The following is a 19,063-nucleotide window of genomic DNA, read 5'->3' on the forward strand; positions in this document are numbered from 1 at the left end:
CCGTCAGGACTTGTACTTACCGTTGGGGACGCCGAGCGACCATGCCCGATCGAACGCCTCATTGCAGAACCCGACCACGTCCGGGTCGGTCGAGAGCTGGATCTCGGCCTGCTGGTTGTCTCCCCCCATGAGGTTGAAGATCACCAGGTCATCACGGATCAGACAGTCGTTCCCGGGCAGGGGCACCGACGACACTAGAGCACGGGGGAGCCACCGAAGACGCTCCTCGGGGTCGGCCAACTCGACCGCCATCCGCTGGTACTCCGAGAGCGGCTCTGAGACGACCCGCACACGCCGGTAGGGGAAGCCGAGAGCGGCCTTCCCGGTCAGAAACGCACGATGCCCACGCATCGTCTCGTCGACCGTCGCACGGTCGCCCGAGCGCCACGCCTCGAACAGCGGGCGGTCCACCTCGTAGAAGTCCCGGAGCTCCAGCTTCCGGACCTCTTGGGCGGGCTGACCGAACAGCAGCTCAAGTCGGCGTGATGCCGAGATCAATTCCATAGCGCTCCCTGACGTACTTCCGCACGAACACATCCATGGTCCGCCCGGACATCTCCCCGAACGTCTCGTCATCGGCCAATCCGACGAGCTGATCCCGGACCTTCGGTCCGCGCTTCTTCAGCTGCACGATCCAAGACTCACGGTCGGTCTCGTAGAAGGTCTCGCACTCGACGCCCCCCTGGGACTCGGGGTCCGTGCAGAAGAACGTAGCGGTCAAGTCGTCGCCGTCGCTGCGTTGTTGCCGCATGTTGCTCCTCCCTGATCCGGCCGCGTGTCACATCCGACCTTCGCCCCGCGACTACCCCGAGGTCAAGCGGACGGCAGCGCCGCACCCTCTTTCAGGAGACTTCCAGCAACTTCGAGCAACTTCGTTGAATGCCGCCGGCCGACGCTCCTACGGTCTTGTCCAGTGCCCCACCGCGTTGGTGAAGGAGAGGGACTGAGGATGAGTGCTGCCCTCGGACGCGACCATGCCCCCAAAGGGGACGGTGCGTGCCGCGTTCGCCGTCCCGGCGCCCGAGTGGAAAGCCTTGGACGGATCAGGCGCCGCCACGTGGTGAACGCCCGCAGACGTGGCTGACGCTCCTGACCTGATCCAAGGCGAACTCGACGGGTCCGGCGAAACCGGGCCATCCACCGGACCCGACGCGCTGGAGCCGGCGGAGTCCGACACCATGGTCCGCCTCCGGGCCGCCGTCCAGCAGCTGAACAACGACCGCCTGCTGATTCGGCCGCCCAAGAACCCATGAACTCCCGTGCCGGACCGTGGTTGGACTTCCGGCGCGGGCGGCTCACCCCGGCCAGCTGCTGGCAGGCCGTCAGGCCGAGGTGAGCTCTGCTCCACCACACGGCCCGGCCGCCATCAGGCGAGCCAGGACGGTTCCTCGGTAAGGAGTGAAGCCAGTATGACGACCCCCAGGCCGGCTGACAGGCCCCCCGGTCCGATGCCGCCCGACAGCGACACCACCGCCCCCACCAACGAGTAGGAGGAACGGCCATGACCAGCGCGAGGATGAAGCACAAGGGAGAGCCGAAGGACCCGCCGAAGCACCGGGGCAACCCGGCGCCGGAGCCGCAGCCCACCCCGCAGCCGAAGTAGCCGTGCCGATCCATCCGGGCAAACCCGGGCTCGGGCAGCTGACACCCCCGCCGTCGAAGAGCTGACACACTGGACGGCCTCCGCGCGCACGCGGCGTGGGGGCCGCCCCGTCGCAAGGGAGAGCACAAATGACCGATCAGGACAGGTTCCTGATTGCCTATGCCTCACGCCACTACGCGGACGCGGACTGGACCACGAAGGCCGACCGCTGGACCGCGTCGTTCTACACCGAGGCCGACACCACGGTCTTCGGCACGGCCGAGATCACCCGTGTCGCCCTCGGCGCCGTCCCGAACCCCCGTCAGACACTGGACGCGGATCCCGGGGTGCTGGACCGAATCCCCCGCGTCGTCTTCACCGAGGACGGCCGACTCGTTCCGCTGGTGGCCGAGCTCAACCCTTCACTCCTCCTACTGCTTGAGTCGGTGGAAGTCACCGAGGAATGGCGGGGCAAAGGCGTAGGGATGAGCCTGGCCGTCACCGCGCTGCGCCGACTGGCCATCCCCGGAACCGTGGCCATCTGCTACCCCGCGCCGATCCACCCGCAGCACGGTCCGGGCGAGGTGTGCAGCTACGAGTCCGATGATCCGGAGGTACGGAGGGCGGACGAGGAGGCGGTGGTGAAGCTTCGTCGGGCATGGGAGCGGCACGGGTTCGAGTTGATCGCGGACGGTGTGTACGGCTTGCGGGTGGGGCCCGCGTAGTCCTCCGCGCCGAACGGCGCGGCCCCTCGCTCGGGGGGAGGGGGAGCGAGGGGCCGTCGGGGGTGGGGCGGGGCTAGGCGGTGAAGTCGGCGTGGTGGTCGAACTCGCCGGCCTTGATGCCCTGGAGGAACTTGGCGAACTTGAGGGGGGTGGTGCGGGCGATGACGTCGCCGTCGTCGGACTCGCGGAGTTCGACCAGGCCGTCGACTGTCCGGACCTCAACGCAGTTGTTGCTGTTGGCGGTGTAACTGGACCGCTGCCAACCGACGTCACTCATGCTTGACCTTCGCCTCTTTCATGATGGAGCGGATGAAGTCCCGCGACTGATACTCCGACAGAGCGACGGACTCGATCCGCGCCAGGATCTCCCGGTAGCTTGCCAGGTGGGCGGGCGAGTCGAAGAGGTGGGAGCTGAGTGACGAGTCGGCCTGAACGGTATCCAGCTCGGGTACTGGCCCTTCCGCGTAGAACAGGTTCTCGCTGGGGCCGGGAAAGTCCTCGGTGTCGAAGGGCACGATCCTGATCGAGAATCCAGGGAGTTCGGAGTCCTCCAGGAGGCCACCCAGCTGCTCGTGGAGCACTCCGTACTGACCGTACTGGATTCGCAGAGCAGCCTCGTGGATGAACGCCACAAACGGGGTCCCGCCAGAGCGGATCAACTGCTGCCTACGAAGCCGGAACGTGGTTCGCTGGTCGACATCCTGCTGCGGAAGTGGCGGAAAGCCCTTCGTGAACACGGATGCCGTGTAGGAACTCGTCTGTAGCAGTCCCGGGATGAAGGTCATGTTGAAGACGGTGATTCCCGTCGCGTGGCCCTCGATCTCCGCCACGTCGAGGAAGTCGGCCGGGAGAACGCCCCGGTACTCCTCCCACCAGCCCTTCTCTCGCTCGGTGGCCATCACGGCGAGCGCGTCGATGAGCGGCTCGTTGGCACACTTGCAGGCCGTAGCAACGGTACGCAGGCGCTCGGCGCTGACGCCGATCTTGCCCGCCTCCATCTGAGTCACCTGAGTGGGGTTCAGGCCGAGCGTACGAGCGAGCTGGCTGCCACCCATTCCGGCCTGCTCTCTCATCCGCCGCAGCTCAGCGCCCAGGCGGCGTTGACGCAGGGTCGGGTCGCGGCGAAGTGGCATGGCGTCCTCTCGATCAGTGTGGGATCAGTCTGCCGCCAGCGCCGAGAGCAGGTCCACCGAGCTCGGGATCCCACGGGAGAGGGAACTTTACGGCACGTGCCTTCAATTGAAGTCAGGCTGCGCTATCGTCGTTCTCAGGTCGATCCGACGGATCGTCAGTAACGCCTGTCACCAGGGCAGTAGGCGCCTGCTGCCCTCATGCCTCGTGCTCCGCAGAGCAGCCGCACGCGCCCGGCCTGGCTCACGGCGACGCATCCGCCGATCACCTCACCACCTCACTGAACCCAGCACATGGAGTTCCGCCATGCGTACCTTCAGCCTGCCCGAACCCCCGCCCGACTGGTCCACCGCCCGCGAGGAGCTGCGCGAGGCCCTCACCTGCGTCGGGTGGCCCGCCGACCTCATCTGCGACGCCGAACTCGCCCTCCACGAGCTCTTCGTCAACGCCTGGAAGCACGGCGGCAGCCCCGCGCCCACCGTCGTCGTCGTGCTCCTCGACCGCACGCTCCGGGTCTCCGTCGCCGACGACAGCCCCCACCTGCCCGACCAGCGCACCGCGTGCTCCGCCGACCCCTACGAGCTCTCCGGACGCGGACTCCACCTCGTCCGCTCCCTCACCCACCGCTTCGGCACCGCCCCGCGCAAGCACGGGGGCAAGGCCGTCTGGTTCGAACAGGACTTCGCCGCATGAGCCCCATCGCGCCCGACGACCCCGCCACCCGCGACTACACCGACGCCCAAGTCACCGACCTGATCCGCGAACTCCAGGACAAGGGAACCAAGTTCGGCCTGCTCTGGGGATCCGCCCGCACCAACGGCACCGTCAACGGCCACACCCTCGTCAACTTCGGCAACGCGCCGGTAAGCACTGTGCTGAACCTCCTCGCCCTCATCGAGGAGGCCCGACCGTGGGAGTCGTGATCCCCATGCTCGTCCAGCAGGTGCGCACCGAACGCACCACCGTCGCCCACCTCGATGTCGAGACCGTCCCCGACGCGGCCCTCCAACTCCGCGCCGCCATCGACCTCGACATCAACGCCGCCCCCGGCGACCACCTCGCCCTCGCCCTCACCCGCCGCCAGGCCGAGGACCTGCTCCACGACCTCGCCGACCACCTCGGCCACCGCCTGCTCGGAGTCCGCCGATGATCGCCCTCGCCGCCGTCTACACCCTCGCGCTCCTCCTCGCCGGCGCCCTCCTCGGCGTCGTCACCACCCTGCGCCTGACCTGGCCCGACGTCAGGCATCCCCCGGCAGCAAGTGCTGGTTCACCTGCTGGAAGGACCAGACACCGGCAGTGCGCGTGAACACCCAGACCAGGTCGAAGCGGTCGCCCGGCCAGGCGCTCGGCGCTCCGGCATCCGGCGCCAGCGCCAGTGCCTTGACGATCGCCGGGATCCGGGTGTGCTCCCAGCAGATCAGCACCGGGCCCGGCTGCGCAGCAGCGGCGCCCGCCAACGCGGCCTCCTGCGACTCGGCGTAGGTCAGGTCGAGGGTGAGGCCGAGCTGCTGGGCGAGCGGGGTGACGGTCTCGCGCATCCGGTGGGCGCCCGCGTGCGGGCCGGTGTCGGTGGCGGCGTAGACCTTCGCCGGGGTGCGCAGGCCGGTTGCGGGCTGCGGGGTGAACAGGTGCGGCAGTGCGTCGGCCCGCTGCCAGCCCCGGTCGGTCAGCGAGCTCTTGTCGGGGTGGCCGGTCTCGTCGTGGCCGGCCGCGCCATCGGCCGGCTTCTCGCCGTGACGGATGATCATCACCGTCACGTCCGCTCCCGGGGCGGCAGCCGATGCGGCGTCAGCCCCGTGCTTCTTCTTCGAGGTCGACCCACAGCCCGCCAGCAGCAGCGGGGCCGCGGCGAGTCCGAGCAGCACGCGGCGCCGACTCTGATTCACCTGCACTTCCCTCCCCCTTCACACAGCATCAATGCATCGCCCAGGAACGGTAGCGGTCGCGGATGAGAGTTCGCTCAAGCACGACCGTTGCACAGCTGTTGCAGGGCGAGTGGCGCGGCTCACTGCCCGCCGGTGCGGGAGCATGATCACATCGGTTGGTGTACCGGATCGAGAACCGCCCACGTCCACTGGCCGCAGCGATAACCGTCGCGGTCGCCGGCCTGCTGCTCGCGGGCTGCGACGGCGAGGCCGCCGCCCCGTCCGCCGCCAGCCCCGGCGCGTGCGGAGTCCCGTCGGCCACCCCCGCACCCGCGCGGGACGGGGTGCGGATCACCGCCGTCGGCCCCGGCTGCGCGCAGTACGAGGTGACCAACCCGGACACTGAACCGGCCGACGTGGCAGTGCTGTTCACGCAGTTCTCGCCGAGCGGCGGCGCGATCGGCAACCTGCCGCGGACCGTGACCGCCGTCCCGGCGGGGGCCACGGTGCGGGGGCAGGTCGAGCTGGACCGGTCCACGCCCGACAGAACGCACCTGAAGGTGGTCAAGGTCCGCCGGGTGCCGACCGCCGAGGCCCCGGCGCCCGGCGGCCCCTGCCCGGCCTCGGGCGTGCGGGTGTACGCGGACGACGAGCCCGACGCCGCGATGGGCCTGCGCGCGGTCGGCCTGCACCTGCGCAACTGCGGCACCGCCACGGTGAACGTCAACGGCTACCCGCAGCTGCAGCTGCTGGACGCGGACCACCGGCAGGTCGACGGGATCGACGTGCTGCGCGGCGGCGCGGCGATCGCCACCGGCACCGGCGCGGACACCCCGCCCGCGCCGATCGCGCTGCACCCGGGCGAGGGCGCCGTCGCGACCCTGGTCTGGCGCAACACCACCACCGACGGCACCCCGGTGAACGCCCCCTACGTCCGGGTGCGGGCCTTCGCGGGCGCCGCGCCGGTGATGGTCACCCCGGAGCTCGACCTCGGCACCACCGGACGGCTCGGCGCGGGCGCCTGGGTGCGGGAGGCCGCCCAGCCGTAGTGGGCCAGTGGGACCACCAGGACCACCGGGCCCCCTGGGACCACCGAGCACCCTGGCCGCCGGTCGGCCGCGCAGCCCTCCTAGTATCGTTCCGCATTCTCCGGCGGACGCCGTGCCTGACCGGCCCTGCCCGTCGCCCAACGCCACGCCAGCACGACGCGCCGCCCCATCGCACGGCGGAGCGGACCGTGCACCGAGGAGGAACGTTCATGCACGCGCGGAAGATCGGTGCCGTCGCCGCGGCGGCCATAGCCGTCGTGGCCGCCCACGACCTGCTCCAGAAGAAGCACGCGCTGCTGCGCAACTTCCCGGTGCTCGGACGTGCGCGGTACGCGCTGGAGACGATCGGGCCGGAGCTGCGGCAGTACATCGTGGCCTCCAACGAGGAGGAGCGGCCGTTCAGCCGTGACCAGCGCAGCTGGATCTACGCCTCCGCCAAGGAGGAGAACAACTACTTCGGCTTCGGCACCGAGCTCGACGTCGAGCACGTGCAGGGCCACGCCTACCTGAAGCAGCGCACCTTCGCCGCCACCGCCCTGCCCGACGCGCACGACCCGCAGTCGCCGATCCCCTCGGCCAAGGTGCTGGGCGGGCCGCGCGGGCGGGCCAAGGCGTTCCGGCCGGCCAGCGTGGTGAACATCTCGGCGATGAGCTTCGGCTCGCTCTCCGGCGCGGCCATCACCGCGCTCAACAAGGGCGCGGCGCTGGCCGGCACCATGCACAACACCGGCGAGGGCGGCCTCTCCCCGTACCACCGCAACGGCGGCGACCTGATGCTGCAGATCGGCACCGCCTACTTCGGGTGCCGCAACGAGGACGGCACCTTCAACCTCGACAAGCTCAAGGACGTCGTCGCGAGCGCGCCGGTCAAGGCGATCGAGATCAAGCTCTCGCAGGGCGCCAAGCCCGGGCTGGGCGGGATGCTGCCGGGCGCCAAGGTGACCCCGGAGATCGCCGAGATCCGCGGCATCCCGGTCGGCAAGGACTGCGCCTCGCCCTCGCGGCACACCGCGTTCGGCGACGTCGACTCGATGCTCGACTTCGTCGAGCTGCTGGCCACCGAGACCGGCCTGCCGGTCGGGGTCAAGAGCGCCGTCGGCGAGATGGGCTTCTGGCAGGAGCTGGCCACGCTGATGTCGCGCGGCGACCGCGGCGTGGACTTCGTGACCATCGACGGCGGCGAGGGCGGCACCGGTGCGGCGCCGCGGATGTTCGCCGACTCGGTGGCGCTGCCGTTCCGGATGGGCTTCTCCCGGGTCTACGGCGCCTTCGCCGAGCTGGGGCTGACCGACGAGCTGACCTTCATCGGCTCCGGCAAGCTCGGCCTGCCCGAGAACGCCGCGGTCGCCTTCGCGCTGGGCGCCGACATGGTCAACGTGGCCCGCGAGGCGATGCTCTCGATCGGCTGCCTGCAGACCCAGAAGTGCCACACCGACACCTGCCCGACCGGCATCGCCACCCAGAACCAGTGGCTGGCCCGCGGCCTCGACCCGGCGCTGAAGTCCACCCGCGCCGCCGTCTACCTGCGCACCCTGCGCAAGGAGCTGACCAAGGTCTCGTCGGCGCTCGGCGTCGCCCACCCGGGGCTGATCACGGCCAACGACGTCGAGGTGATGAACGGCGATTACGAGGCCCGCACGCTGGGCGGGGTCTACGGTTACAAGGACGGCTGGGGCGAGCTCGGCCCGGAGCTCGCCGCCGAGATCACGGCGCTGGTCACCGGCAACCCGAACTCCGGTTACCAGCCGGCCGTCTGACGATCCATCAGTCGAATTTGCACACCGTCCAGTCCCAGCTCCTGCCGAGGCGATCATGTCCGAAGAAGTGCGGTTCCCCAGCGTGGTCGGCCCCGAGCTGGCCGGCTCGATCGAGCTGCCGGAGGGCGAGGTCCGGGGCTGGGGGATCTTCGTCCACGGGTTCACCCTCGGCAAGAACTCGCCGGCCGCCTCGCGGGTCAGCAAGCAGCTGGCCCGCGAGGGGATCGGGATGCTGCGCTTCGACAACCTCGGCATCGGGGACTCCGACGGCGACTGGGGGGACGGGTCCTTCACCATCAAGGTGCAGGACACCGTCCGCGCGGCCGAGCTGATGGCGCAGCGCGGGACGCCGGCGGACCTGCTGGTCGGGCACTCCTGGGGCGGGGCCGCCGCGATCGCCGCGGCGGCGGACGCCCCCGGGGTCCGCGCGGTCGCCACGATCGGGGCGCCCTCCGACCCCAGCCACGTCGAGCACCAGTACGACGCGGTCGTGGAGCGGGTGCTCAGCGAGGGCTCGCACGAGTGGTTCGTCGGCGGGCGGACCCTGGTGCTCAAGCGCGCCTTCGTGAACGACGTCCGCCAGGCCCGGCTGCGCGAGCGGATCCGCGACCTGAACCGGCCGCTGCTGGTGATGCACTCGCCGACCGACGACACCGTGGACATCTCCAACGCCAGCGAGATCTTCCGCGAGGCCCAGCACCCGCGCAGCTTCATCTCGCTCGAAGGGGCGGACCACCTGCTGACCGTGCGGGGCCAGGCGCAGCGGGCCGCGCACATCATCAGCGCCTGGGCCGACCAGTACATCAACGCCGGCTGAGCGCGGCCGCGCCGGGCGCGGTTCGCACTCGACGGAACCGCTCCCGGCACGGCACGCGTCTTGGGGGCCATGGCTTCTGACGCAGCGCTGGACGACTCGACCCTGCCGGTGCCCGCGAGCCGGGCGGCCGAACCGGCCGAGGCCCGGACCGAACCGGCCGGGCCGGCCGAGGCTGCCGAGCCGCTGGTCGGCTCGGCCACCGGCAGCCGGCCGGTCGTCGTCGTCACCGCCATCGCGCTCAAGCCGCCGGCCCGGGAGGCCCTCGCCGAGCGCCTGGGCCCCGGCCACATCGTGGTGGACATCCGCGAGGCCGGGCCGGACGCCGACATCGTGCTCATCCCGGCCGTCAGCGCCGAGCTGCTCGGCCTGCTGCGCGGGCAGTTCCCGCAGGCCCGGCTGCTCGCCACCGAGTTCACCGACGACAGTTACGACGCCGACTTCCGGGGCCCGATCAGCCGGATCCTCAGCAGCGACATCGACGGCTACTTCATGGCCCCGACCATGGACGACCTGGCCCGGGTCACCCGGAACGCCGGCCGGGCGGTCGCGGGCGCCCTCACCGCCGGCCCGGGCGACGGCGGCCGGCCGCCGGTCGACCTGCTGGCTGCCAACCGGCGCCTGCTGCTGGAACGCGCAGAGCCGCAGCAGCCCGAGCGGTCCGCCCCGGCCGACGGCGTCACCATCGACCTGGACGCCTGGGCCGGTGCGCTGGACGGCGACGCCCGCGTGCTGGCCGACCTCGCCTGGCCGCTGGTCCGGCAGTTCCTCGGGCAGGGCCTGCCGGTCACCGTGGTCGGCGACCCGCCCGAGGCCTGGACCGAGCGGGCCCGCGCGGCCGGGGTCCGGGTGCGCGGGTCGGCCCGCCCGCTCGCCGGCTGAGGCTCGATCAGCCCAGGTCGGCCACCAGGGCGGCGATCGTGTCGAGCGGCCGGTGCGCGGCGAGTTCGCCGCGCAGCGCCCGGGCCCGCTCGCGGTGGGCGGCGTCGCCCAGCACCCGGTCGACGGCCCCGGCGATCGCCGCCGGCTCGGGGCGGCCGGTGCGCAGGTCGACGCCCGCGCCGGCCCACTGCACCCGGGCGGCCACCTCCGGCTTGTCCTCGGTGGCGCCCGCGACCACCAGCGGGACGCCGTGCCGCAGCGCGGCGTGCACGCCGCCGTAGCCGCCGTTGGTGACCAGCAGGTCGGCGTGCGGCAGCAGCAGCTCGAAGGGCAGGTAGCCGCCGACGCGGGTGTTGCCGGGCAGCTCCCCCAGCAGCTCGGCCAGCTCCCCCGGACCGTCCGCGCGGGCGGTCGCCGCGACCAGCAGCACGTCCCGGTCGGCCAGGCCCCGCACGGTGGGCGCGACCAGCTCGCTGAGGTCGCGGTTGGCGACGGTGCCCTGGGTGACCACCACGACGGGCCGGCCGCCCGTCAGCTCCGGCCACCAGTGCGGCAGTTCGACGGCCTCGACGAGCGGCGCCGGCAGGGCGCCGACGCACCGGAAGTTGGCCGGCGCGTCGCTGCGCGGGTACTCCAGCCCCGGCACGGTCAGCAGCAGGTAGTGGTCGGCGAGGGCGGGGATCACGGCGCGGTGGGAGCCCGCCGGCAGGATCAGCCCCAGGCCGGCGAAGGTCTCGGCAAGGTAGTCGGCGAGCGGCGCGAGGGCCTGCGCCACCCGCTCGTTGAGCGTCCGGTTGCGCGCCCGCCCGGCCTCCCCCGGCTCGGGCGGCAGGGCCAGGCCGAACGGGGCGGTGTCCACGCTCGGCAGGGTGGGCGCGCTGGTGCCGATGCTGATCACCGCGGGCCGCCGCTGCGGCGGCAGCGCGAGGGCGAGCGCCGCCGCGCCGTTGAACGCCAGGTCGGCGATCACCGCGTCGGCCGGGAACTCGGCGAGCAGCTCGCGCAGCGCCCGGTACTGGCCGGGCACCGGGTCGGTGAAGATGTGCTTGACGTCGAAGACCAGCCGCTCCGGGCCGGGCGCCGTGGCCTCCCGCGCCGGGAACCAGGCGGCCAGGTCGCGGTCGTCGAAGTCGGATTCGGCGGGCAGCGCGACGAACCGCGCACCGGTCTCCGCCGCCGCCTTCGCGAACCGCGAGCCGCCGAGGAAGACCACCTCGTGGCCGCGGGCGACCAGGTCGGCGGTGATGGCGAGCAGCGGGCCGGTGTGGCCGTGCACGGGTATGGCGGCGGTGATGATGCGGGACATCCTGGTCCTCTCGATTCACGGTCACTGCATTGGCGCGCGCTGTCAGGTCGTCAGAACCACTCGTGGGCCGGGCGGGAGAGCACCTGACGCACCAGCAGGAGCGAGCGCAGTTTGGCGGCGGTGTCGGTCAGCATACTGACCATCATCAGCTCGTCGGCCTCCGTGTCCACGAGCAGCTCCGCCAGCCGCTGCCCGACGCTCTCCGGGCTGCCGACCGCCTGCGCGGCCTGGTGCTGGTCCGCCCACTCGCGCTCCTGCGCCGTCCAGCGGTGCGCGCGGGCCTCCTCGGCCGAGGGGTACGGGGCGATCGGGGCACTGCGGGCCCGCAGCATGCACAGCTCCAGCGGGTCGCACAGCCGGGCCGCCTGCGCGTCGTCGTCCGCGCAGACCACCTGCACGGAGAGCATGGTGTGCGGCTCGGCCAGGTGGGCGGAGGGGCGGAACTCGCCGCGGTAGGCGTCGAAGGCCGCCCGGGCCGAGCCGGGCTTGAGGTGGTGGGCGTAGGCGAAGGGCAGGCCGAGCCGGGCGGCGGTGCGGGCGCTCGCGGTGTTCGTGCCGAGCAGCCACACCGCCCCCGCGCCGAGCCGGCGGCCCGGGACGGCCGTGACCTCCTCGAACGGGTGGCCGGCCGGGAAGCCGCCGCCCAGGAACCCGAGCAGGTCGGCGAGCTCCTCGGGGAAGCGGTCCACCGGGAGCCTGCGCAGCGCGGCCGCCGTGCGCGGATCGGTGCCGGGCGCGCGGCCGATGCCGAGGTCGATCCGGCCGGGGTGGAGCGCGTCGAGGGTGCCGAACTGCTCGGCCACGGTGAACGGCGGGTGGTTGGGCAGCATCACTCCCCCCGAGCCGAGCCGGATCCGCCGGGTGGCCGCGCCGATCGCCGCGAGCAGCACCGCCGGCGAGGAGGTCGCGATGTTGGGTGCGCCGTGGTGCTCGGCCACCCAGAACCGCGCCAGGCCCAGCCGGTCCGCCTGGCGGGCCAGGCTGATCGTCCGGGCGAGGGCCCGGCCGGGCGTCTCGCCCCGTTCGACCGGGCCGGTGTCGAGGACGGACAGCGGGACGCGGGTGGGCGGTGGCATCGGGCGTACTCCGGAGGGCGGCGGATCGGGGTAGGTGGCGGCGGGCGGGCCGCTCGGTGAGCGGCCCGCCCCCCCGGGGGTGTTTCGGTGTGCGTCAGTCGACGTCGCACTCGTCGCTGATCGCGCTCAGGTGCAGCTCGGCCTCGGCGGCGGCCTCGGCGGTCAGGGTCTGCAGTGCCAGCACGTTGTTCATCGGGTTCGGTTCCTTTCGAGTGGGTGGTGATGGTTGACGCTCAGTCGGGCACCGGGGCCAGGAAGCCTCCCGGCCCCGGTTGGAGTGCCCGGCCGAGCGCGAGGAGGACGCCGCTTGAGCCGCTCGCGAGATCGCAGCTGTAGCGGCGGCCGTCCCCACCGAGGAAGCGGAAGCCGTCCCCGTGCGGGATCGCATGGGTGGTCAGGCACCTGGCGGACCGGTCGACCGTCTGCCGGGCAGACGCTCCACCGGACCAGGCCGCGTGGTCGGTGAGGAAGATCAGGAGACCGGCGAGGCCGCGGAACAGGCCCGCCTTCACGGTCAGGGGCTTGGAGGCGTCGGCGACGATCCGCCCGAGGGCCCCCGTCAGCCGGTCGTCCGCCCCGGGCCGGGCGAAGCCGAGCAGCGCGAGGCCGACGCCGGCGGAGCCGCCGGCCAGGTACGGGACGGCCCGGCGCGATCCCGCCGTCGGGGCGAACGAGAGTGCGCCGCCCGGGAGTTCGACGGCCCGGTCGAGCTCCTCGTGGATCAGCCGCAGCCCGGTGCGGTAGTGGCCCTGCCGGCCGGTGGCCGCGGACAGCTGGCGCAGGAAGTGCGCCAGACCGGCCCGGCCCGCCAGCAGACCGCGCGGGTCGGCCGCCCCGAAGGCCTCGCCGGCCCGGGTGGCCGCGGCGATCCGGTCGCCCAGCGCGTCGGCCCGCTCCAGCAGCCGCTGGTCGCCGGTGCGGGCGTGCACGGCGAGCAGCGCGAGGCCGATCCCGGCCGCGCCGTCGCCGAGCGTCACGCAGGTCAGGCCCAGCGGGTGGTTCACGGCGTGCTCGGCCAGCGCCGTCGCGGCGTCCGGCTCGCCGAGCTCGGCGAGTGCCCAGGCGATGCCCGCCGTGCCGCAGTTCAGGCCGGGCGGGAGCTCGGCGCGCCCGGCCAGTGCGGCGCGGCGCAGCCGTTCGGTGAACTCCGCCGGCACCGGGACGGCGGCCTGTCGCAGGGCCGACAGGATGCCCGCGAGGCCGTGCGCGTAGCCGAGCCGGTTGGTCCGGTAGGCGTCCGGCGCGAGCGGGAACACCGCGTCCTCGGGCCCGCGCCCTGCCAGGGCCAGCAGGCCGCGGGCCACGCCCGCGGTGAACTCGGGCAGCGCGGTGTCCAGCGGTCGGGCCGGCCGCGCCGGGACGAACTCGGTTGCCTTGCGCCACAGTTCCGCCGGCACCGGCGACAGCGCCGTCAACTCCCGCTCCAGCAGCGGGAGGTTGGCCGGTGACCGGTCGAGCACCGGGTGCAGCGGGAAGAGCAGGCAGAGCAGCACCGCCGACAGCGCGTAGCGGTCCCGGCCCTCCCGGTCCTCCCCGAACAGGCCGCGTGGCGGGGCGAATCCGGGGGTGCCGATGCGGAACGACGGCTGCCCGGCGGTGGTCGCCGTCTCGAAGTCGATCAGCCGCAGGGTGTCGCGGCCGTCCGGGCCCTCGTCGACCAGGACGTTGCGGGAGTTGAGGTCGCCGAAGGCGTAGCCCAGCTCGTGCAACCGGCCGACCGCGCGCTCCAGTTGCTCGGCCAGCCGCGTGCAGCGCGCGTAGTAGGCCGCGAACTGCTCGCGGGTGGCGGCGGCCCGGGCGACCGGCGCGTGCCGCGCCGTCCACTCGTGCAGCGAGGTGCCGCCCAGGAACTCGGTGACCAGGAACTCGTGCTCCCACTCCCGCAGGTAGCCGAGCGGTTCGGGGGCCAGGCCCGGCGCGGCGGCGTGCAGGGCGACCAGCGTCCGGTGCTCCCGGCGCAACCGTTCCTGCGCGCAACTGCCATCCGGCGAGAGCCCGTTGTGTGCCCGGGCCTCCTTGACGAACACCTTGCGGCCGGTGGCCCGGTGCTGTCCGAGGTAGCTGCCGCCGGCGTTGCTGTGGCGCAGGGCGGCGGTGATCTCGTACTCCCCCAGCACCACCGGCCCCGCCGACGCGGGCTCCGGCTCGGCCTCGGGCTCCGCGAACGGGTCGCGCACGCCGTCGGGCAGGGTGAACGCCGGGAGCCGCAGGTCCGCCACCCACTCGCCGTCCGGCCGCCGGATCAGCCGCGCCACCGTGCCGTCGGCGCGCAGCCGCCGGGCCGGGCGGAACCCGCCGTACCGGTAGTGCACGGTGGGCGAGTCCCGGTAGCGGCGGTCCGTCAGCACGAACGGCCCCGGCTCGTCACCGAGCCGCTCCCGCAGCGCCTCCAGCACCTCCCGGGCCCGCTCGACGTCCACCGGGTAGCCGGCGATGAACTTCCCGGCCTGCTGGCGCGGACCGTGCTTGTGGTGCAGGTAGCGGAAGTACGCCTCGGCGGACAGGTGCTTGAACACCACCCGGTGCGCGAAGAACACCTCGGCCGCCGCGTCCAGCACCTGCCCGGCCCGCGCCGCCGTGGCCGACACGTGCACCTTCCAGCCCTGCACGGGCAGCCCCCCGAGCGACTCGCCCGGCGGCACCCAGTACGTCCACACCCCACCCGTGCGCCACTGCCACCCCGCGCCGACCCGCCCCGGCGCGAACGGCGCCCCGGGATCGGGCGCCGCCTCCAGCGGCAGGTAGAAGTCCCGGTCGGCCAGCGTGTGGGCCAGGCCGTCGGACGCGCTCTCGTTCATGCCGGTCACCGTGCCGGGCGGCGTTCAACAGTCGATGGACATCCCGGCGTTCGCTCGTTGGTGCAAGCCCGGGTGTTTCCGGGGCGGAGCTGCCATAGTGTCCCGGTGACCGATGTAGCTGAGACTCCCGGTAGATCCGACCAATCCACCTCCCACCAGGGCACGTTGTCACTCGTGCAGGGCACCGCGATGTACGTCGGGGCGGTGCTGGGGACCGGGGTGATCGCGCTGCCCGCGATGGCGGCGAAGGTGGCGGGGCCGGCCTCGCTGCTCGCCTGGGCCGCTCTGGTGGTGCTGTCCGCGCCGCTCGCGGTGACGTTCGCGGCGCTCGGGTCGCGCTACCCGGACGCGGGCGGGGTCTCCTACTACGCGCGACTGGCGTTCGGGCCCCGGGCCGCCTCGATCGCGGGCTGGTGCTTCTACTTCGCGGTGCCGCCGGGCTCGGCGGCGGCGGGGCTGTTCGGCGGGGCGTACGTCTCCTCCGCGCTCGGCGGCGGGCGGACCACGACGGTGGTGACGGCGGCCGCCCTGATGGCCGTGGTGGGGCTGGCCAACTGGGTCGGGCTGAAGGTCTCCGGACGGTTCCAACTCGCGCTGGCCGTGGTGCTGGTGACGCTGCTGCTGGTCTCGGTCGCGTCCTCGCTGCCGCAGGCGCGGCTGTCCCACCTGCACCCGTTCGCGCCGCACGGGTGGTCGGCGATCGGGCCGGCCGCCGCGCTGCTGGTGTGGAGCTTCGCCGGCTGGGAGGCGATCACCTACCTGGCCGGGGAGTTCCGCTCCCCCGCCCGCGACCTGCCGAGGGCGACCGGGCTGGCCGTGCTGATCGTCGGCGCGCTCTACCTGGTGCTGGCCTTCGCGGTGATCGTGGTGCTCGGGCCGGGCGCGGCCAACTCCAGCGCGCCGCTCGGCGACCTGATGGCCAGCGGCCTCGGCGGCAACGCCCGGGTGCTGGCGGCCGGTGCGGCGCTGCTGCTGACCCTGGGAGCGATGAACGCCTACTGGGCCGGTGCCTCCAAGCTGGGTGCGGCGCTGGGCCGGGACGGGCAGCTGCCCGCCGTGCTGGCGCGCGGCAGCGTGGCGGGCGAGGTGCCGCGGCGCAGCCTGGCCGCGGTGGCGGTGCTCTCGCTGCTGGCGCTCGGCGCGGTGGAGGCGGCCGGTGTGGGTCCGGCACCGCTGGTGCTGCTGACCACCGGCTCCTTCGTGATGGTGTACGCGCTGGGGGTGGGGGCGGCGGTGAAGCTGCTGCCGCGGCGCAGCGTGGCCTGGGGCGCGGCGCTGGTGGCGCTGGCCGCCGTGGCGGTGCTGCTGGTGATGTCGGGTCAGTACCTGGTCTGGCCGCTGCTGCTGGGCGCCGGGGCGCTGGCCTACGGGAAGTACGGTCCGGGCGCCCCGGCTCAGGTCACCGAGGCGGCCTGAGCCGCCCCGGGGCGGGTGTCGTGCACCCCGCCCCGGGGCGCATCTGACGTGCCGTCAGCGCACCGCCGCCGCCCGGGCCAGGTCGTCCGTCAGGTCGGCGGCCGCCCGGCGCAGCGAGTCGGGCAGCTGACCGCTGTCCAGCAGCGCCCGGGCCAGCCGCACCGTCTCCGGGCGGGCCGAGTGCTTCGGGTAGAGCGCCTTGACCAGCAGGTCCAGCACCAGGTCGCCCTGCTTGCCGGCCACCGCGGGCAGCTCCTCGAAGAACCGCACCACGTACGGCGCCGTCAGCTGCTCCTGCTCGGGCTGCCAGAAGCCGCCGGCCAGTGCGAAGACCTCGAAGTTGGAGAGCTCGCCGGGCGAGAGCAGCGCGTTCCAGGCGGCCTCCTTCGCGGCCGGATCGGGCAGCGCGGCCCGGCACCGGAGGGCGCCGAGCGCGCCGTCGGAGGAGGCGTCGGCGGCCTGCGCCGCCTCGATCCCGGCGGCGTCCAGACCGCCGAGGGCGGTGAGCCGCAGCCGGATCCGCCAGGCCAGGTCGGTGTCCAGGGCGAGGCCGGCCGGCAGTTCCACCGGGCCCAGCCAGCCCGCGAGTTCGGCCGCGTCCGGGGTGAAGTCGAGCAGGCCGCGGAAGAGCGTGAGGCCCTCCTCGGCCGCCGGGCCGGTGGCGGCGAGCCGCTCGCGCAGCGCGTCGGCGATCCGGGCCACCGCCGCCGGGCGCTCGGCCGGGTCCAGCAGGCTGTCCGCGACCTGGAACCTGGCCTGCTCCAGCACCTCGGTGAGGATGGAGAGTTCCGGCTCCACGGCGACCATCTCGGCGACCAGCGCGAGGTGCGCGGCGGCGGGGTAGGCGCCGTCCTTGACGGCGAGCAGCAGCTGGCACCAGAGCATCGCGCGGTTGATCGGCGCGAGCCCCGCGAGCAGGCCCGGCAACGCCTGCTGGGAGCGCTCGTCGAGGCGGATCTTGGCGTAGGTCAGGTCGCCGTCGTTGAGCAGCAGCAGGGCGGGCACGGGCAGGCCGACCAGTTCGGGCACCTCGGTGCGGGCGCCGTCGACCACGGTGCGGAGCAGCGCGGTGCGGGTTCCGTCGGCGTCGTACAGGCCGATGTCCAGGGTATGCCGGCGCAGCACGGGGTGGGTGGCGGGGGCGGTCTGCAGGATCGCGGCGGCGCTGATCACGCCGTCGGCGGCGGCCAGTTCCGGCTCCAGGGTGTTGACGTTCGCCGACTTGAGCCAGCTGTCGGACCAGCGGGTGAGGTCCTGCCCGGCGGCCTCGCTCAGCGCGCTCAGGAAGTCCTGGTAGCTGGCGGTGCCGTGGGCGTGGCGTTCGAAGAAGAGCCGCAGCCCGGCGCGCAGCGCCTCGTCGCCGATCGCGGCGGAGAGCTGGCGCAGCGCGGAGTGCCCCTTGAAGTAGGAGATCCGGTCCAGGTCGAGCAGGGCGGCGGCGACGGACTCGCCGGCCACGCTGACCGGGTGGGTGGACGGGCGCTGGTCGGCGTCGTAGGCCTGGCCCTTGCGGCGGGCCGCGAAGGTGGTCGGCGGGCCGGTGAACCGGGTGACCTCGGAGGGGATGCGGTGCGCGAGGTAGTCGGCGAACGCCTGGCCCAGCCAGAGTTCGTCCCACCAGGCGTTGGTGACCAGGCCGGCCATCCACATCAGCGAGATGCCGTGGGCGAGGATGACCGCCCTGGTCTCCCGCTCGCTGTCGGGGGCGGCCGAGTTGAAGAGCCACTGCTCGCGCAGCAGCACCAGCCCGGGGTGGTCCAGCGAGATGACGCTGAACTCCGGCACGAACATCTGGTCGAACTTGGGCAGCGGGTAGCGGACGCCGAACAGCCGGTGGCTCTCGTCGAGGCAGCGCCGGGTGACGTCGAAGAGTTCGTCCAGGTCGGCGGCCAGCGCCTCGGCCAGCGAGGCCCGGCAGTGCAGGCCGAGCCGGATGCCGTCGTGGTCGGTGGTGAACGAGGTGTACGGACCGGCGGCGATCGTGGTGAGGTAGGTCGCCTGGGGTGCGGTCGGGCCGATCTCCCAGCGGCCCGGCGCGGTGCGGGTCGCCTCGGCGGTGGACAGCACCTGCCAGTGCTCGGGCGCCGAAACGGCGAAGGAGAACGGGGCCTTGAGGTCCGGCTGGTCGAAGCAGGCGAAGATCCGCGGCGCCTGGTCGGCGTAGGGGAAGCCGTAGACGTAGACCTGGCCGTCCGCCGGGTCGGTGTACCGGTGCAGGCCCTCGTTGCTGCGGGAGTACGGCATGTCGGCGACCACGAGCAGCTCGTTCTCGCCGGCCGGGCCGGACAGGCCGGTCAGTTCGGTCAGGCCGGACAGTCCGGTCAGGCCGGACAGTCCGGTCAGCGGGAAGCGCCCGTCGTCGAGCAGTGCCACGTCGAGCGGCGCGCCGTTCAGCACCACCTCGTGCAGCGCGGCCGGCCGGAGTTCGAAGAAGACCTCCGCCGCCGGATCGGCGGCCGAGAACCGGATGGTGGTGGTGGAGCGGAACACCCCTTCGGTGCCGGTGAGATCGAGCTCGACCCGGTAGCCGCCGACCGAAATGGCGCCGGCGCGGTGGGAGGCTTCCGCCTTGGTGAGGCTGGTCATGCAAACATCCCCTTTTCAGCAGCATTCTGAGGAGAATTCAGGGAATACGGGAATGCCCGGAGAAGCCCAGCGGC

Annotated in this window: 19 protein-coding genes; 9 read left to right on the top strand and 10 right to left on the bottom strand. The window is 73.1% G+C overall.

Annotation, left to right across the window (positions count from 1 at the left end; genetic code table 11):
• Positions 1-3 precede the first annotated feature (3 nt).
• Together FHX73_RS03695 and FHX73_RS03700 are read right to left on the bottom strand one after the other, a co-directional pair.
• A complete protein-coding gene (locus tag FHX73_RS03695) occupies positions 4-504 on the bottom strand; it encodes a DUF6879 family protein (protein ID WP_145903254.1) in 501 nt (166 codons plus the stop codon).
• Positions 473-751, bottom strand: coding sequence for a hypothetical protein (locus tag FHX73_RS03700; protein ID WP_145903255.1), 279 nt, complete (start codon positions 749-751; stop codon positions 473-475). The genes FHX73_RS03695 and FHX73_RS03700 overlap by 32 nt, the downstream gene beginning before the upstream one ends.
• A 980-nt stretch (positions 752-1,731) precedes the next feature.
• Between FHX73_RS03700 and FHX73_RS03705 the strand changes: the two genes are divergently transcribed.
• On the top strand, positions 1,732-2,307 hold the full coding sequence (locus tag FHX73_RS03705; RefSeq protein WP_145903256.1) for a hypothetical protein: 576 nt from the start codon (positions 1,732-1,734) through the stop codon (positions 2,305-2,307).
• A 73-nt stretch (positions 2,308-2,380) separates the two neighbouring features.
• Here the strand turns inward: FHX73_RS03705 and FHX73_RS03710 are convergent, their stop codons facing one another.
• Together FHX73_RS03710 and FHX73_RS03715 are read right to left on the bottom strand one after the other, a co-directional pair.
• Positions 2,381-2,584 carry a DUF397 domain-containing protein gene (locus FHX73_RS03710; protein WP_145903257.1) on the bottom strand — a complete coding sequence of 68 codons (204 nt, stop codon included), beginning with the start codon at positions 2,582-2,584 and terminating at the stop codon, positions 2,381-2,383.
• Complete coding sequence (locus tag FHX73_RS03715) at positions 2,577-3,440, bottom strand: helix-turn-helix domain-containing protein (protein WP_145903258.1); 864 nt, start codon at positions 3,438-3,440, stop codon at positions 2,577-2,579. Before FHX73_RS03715 ends, FHX73_RS03710 begins: the two co-directional genes overlap by 8 nt.
• A gap of 304 nt (positions 3,441-3,744) precedes the next feature.
• Between FHX73_RS03715 and FHX73_RS44480 the strand changes: the two genes are divergently transcribed.
• The 3 genes from FHX73_RS44480 to FHX73_RS03730 are packed head-to-tail and all read left to right on the top strand — an operon-like array spanning position 3,745 to position 4,588.
• Positions 3,745-4,131, top strand: coding sequence for an ATP-binding protein (locus tag FHX73_RS44480; protein ID WP_145903199.1), 387 nt, complete (start codon positions 3,745-3,747; stop codon positions 4,129-4,131).
• A complete protein-coding gene (locus FHX73_RS03725) occupies positions 4,128-4,361 on the top strand; it encodes a hypothetical protein (RefSeq protein ID WP_145903260.1) in 234 nt (77 codons plus the stop codon). Before FHX73_RS44480 ends, FHX73_RS03725 begins: the two co-directional genes overlap by 4 nt.
• Positions 4,349-4,588, top strand: a complete 240-nt coding sequence (locus FHX73_RS03730; RefSeq protein ID WP_145903261.1) for a hypothetical protein — start codon at positions 4,349-4,351, stop codon at positions 4,586-4,588. The genes FHX73_RS03725 and FHX73_RS03730 overlap by 13 nt, the downstream gene beginning before the upstream one ends.
• Before the next feature lie 90 nt (positions 4,589-4,678).
• Here FHX73_RS03730 and FHX73_RS03735 read toward each other — a convergent pair whose 3' ends face one another.
• Positions 4,679-5,326: a histidine phosphatase family protein gene (locus FHX73_RS03735; RefSeq protein ID WP_246213333.1), complete on the bottom strand. Its 648-nt coding sequence runs from the start codon at positions 5,324-5,326 to the stop codon at positions 4,679-4,681.
• Between the two features lie 158 nt (positions 5,327-5,484).
• On the opposite strand from FHX73_RS03735, the gene FHX73_RS03740 reads away from it, so the two are divergent.
• The 4 genes from FHX73_RS03740 to FHX73_RS03755 all read left to right on the top strand — a co-directional run bounded on the left by FHX73_RS03740 (position 5,485) and on the right by FHX73_RS03755 (position 9,807).
• A complete protein-coding gene (locus FHX73_RS03740) occupies positions 5,485-6,354 on the top strand; it encodes a DUF4232 domain-containing protein (protein WP_246213763.1) in 870 nt (289 codons plus the stop codon).
• A 209-nt stretch (positions 6,355-6,563) separates the two neighbouring features.
• Positions 6,564-8,111, top strand: coding sequence for an FMN-binding glutamate synthase family protein (locus FHX73_RS03745; protein WP_145903262.1), 1,548 nt, complete (start codon positions 6,564-6,566; stop codon positions 8,109-8,111).
• Between the two features lie 55 nt (positions 8,112-8,166).
• Positions 8,167-8,928, top strand: coding sequence for an alpha/beta hydrolase family protein (locus FHX73_RS03750; protein ID WP_145903263.1), 762 nt, complete (start codon positions 8,167-8,169; stop codon positions 8,926-8,928).
• Positions 8,929-8,997: 69 nt separating this feature from the next.
• Positions 8,998-9,807, top strand: coding sequence for a hypothetical protein (locus FHX73_RS03755; RefSeq protein WP_145903264.1), 810 nt, complete (start codon positions 8,998-9,000; stop codon positions 9,805-9,807).
• 7 nt (positions 9,808-9,814) lie between these two features.
• On the opposite strand, the gene FHX73_RS03760 is transcribed toward FHX73_RS03755, so the two are convergent.
• The 4 genes from FHX73_RS03760 to lanKC all read right to left on the bottom strand — a co-directional run bounded on the left by FHX73_RS03760 (position 9,815) and on the right by lanKC (position 14,987).
• On the bottom strand, positions 9,815-11,113 hold the full coding sequence (locus tag FHX73_RS03760) for a nucleotide disphospho-sugar-binding domain-containing protein (RefSeq protein ID WP_145903265.1): 1,299 nt from the start codon (positions 11,111-11,113) through the stop codon (positions 9,815-9,817).
• Between the two features lie 50 nt (positions 11,114-11,163).
• Positions 11,164-12,189, bottom strand: coding sequence for an LLM class flavin-dependent oxidoreductase (locus FHX73_RS03765; RefSeq protein WP_145903266.1), 1,026 nt, complete (start codon positions 12,187-12,189; stop codon positions 11,164-11,166).
• A 94-nt stretch (positions 12,190-12,283) separates the two neighbouring features.
• Positions 12,284-12,382, bottom strand: coding sequence for a class III lanthipeptide (locus FHX73_RS45495; RefSeq protein WP_211786131.1), 99 nt, complete (start codon positions 12,380-12,382; stop codon positions 12,284-12,286).
• Positions 12,383-12,422: 40 nt separating this feature from the next.
• Complete coding sequence (gene lanKC, locus FHX73_RS03770; RefSeq protein WP_145903267.1) at positions 12,423-14,987, bottom strand: class III lanthionine synthetase LanKC; 2,565 nt, start codon at positions 14,985-14,987, stop codon at positions 12,423-12,425.
• A gap of 174 nt (positions 14,988-15,161) precedes the next feature.
• On the opposite strand from lanKC, the gene FHX73_RS03775 reads away from it, so the two are divergent.
• Positions 15,162-16,403, top strand: coding sequence for an amino acid permease (locus FHX73_RS03775; RefSeq protein ID WP_246213764.1), 1,242 nt, complete (start codon positions 15,162-15,164; stop codon positions 16,401-16,403).
• A 54-nt stretch (positions 16,404-16,457) separates the two neighbouring features.
• On the opposite strand, the gene pepN is transcribed toward FHX73_RS03775, so the two are convergent.
• Positions 16,458-18,989 carry an aminopeptidase N gene (gene pepN / locus FHX73_RS03780; RefSeq protein ID WP_145903268.1) on the bottom strand — a complete coding sequence of 844 codons (2,532 nt, stop codon included), beginning with the start codon at positions 18,987-18,989 and terminating at the stop codon, positions 16,458-16,460.
• Positions 18,990-19,063 lie beyond the last annotated feature (74 nt).

Source organism: Kitasatospora viridis, from assembly GCF_007829815.1.
Lineage (GTDB): Bacteria > Actinomycetota > Actinomycetes > Streptomycetales > Streptomycetaceae > Kitasatospora > Kitasatospora viridis.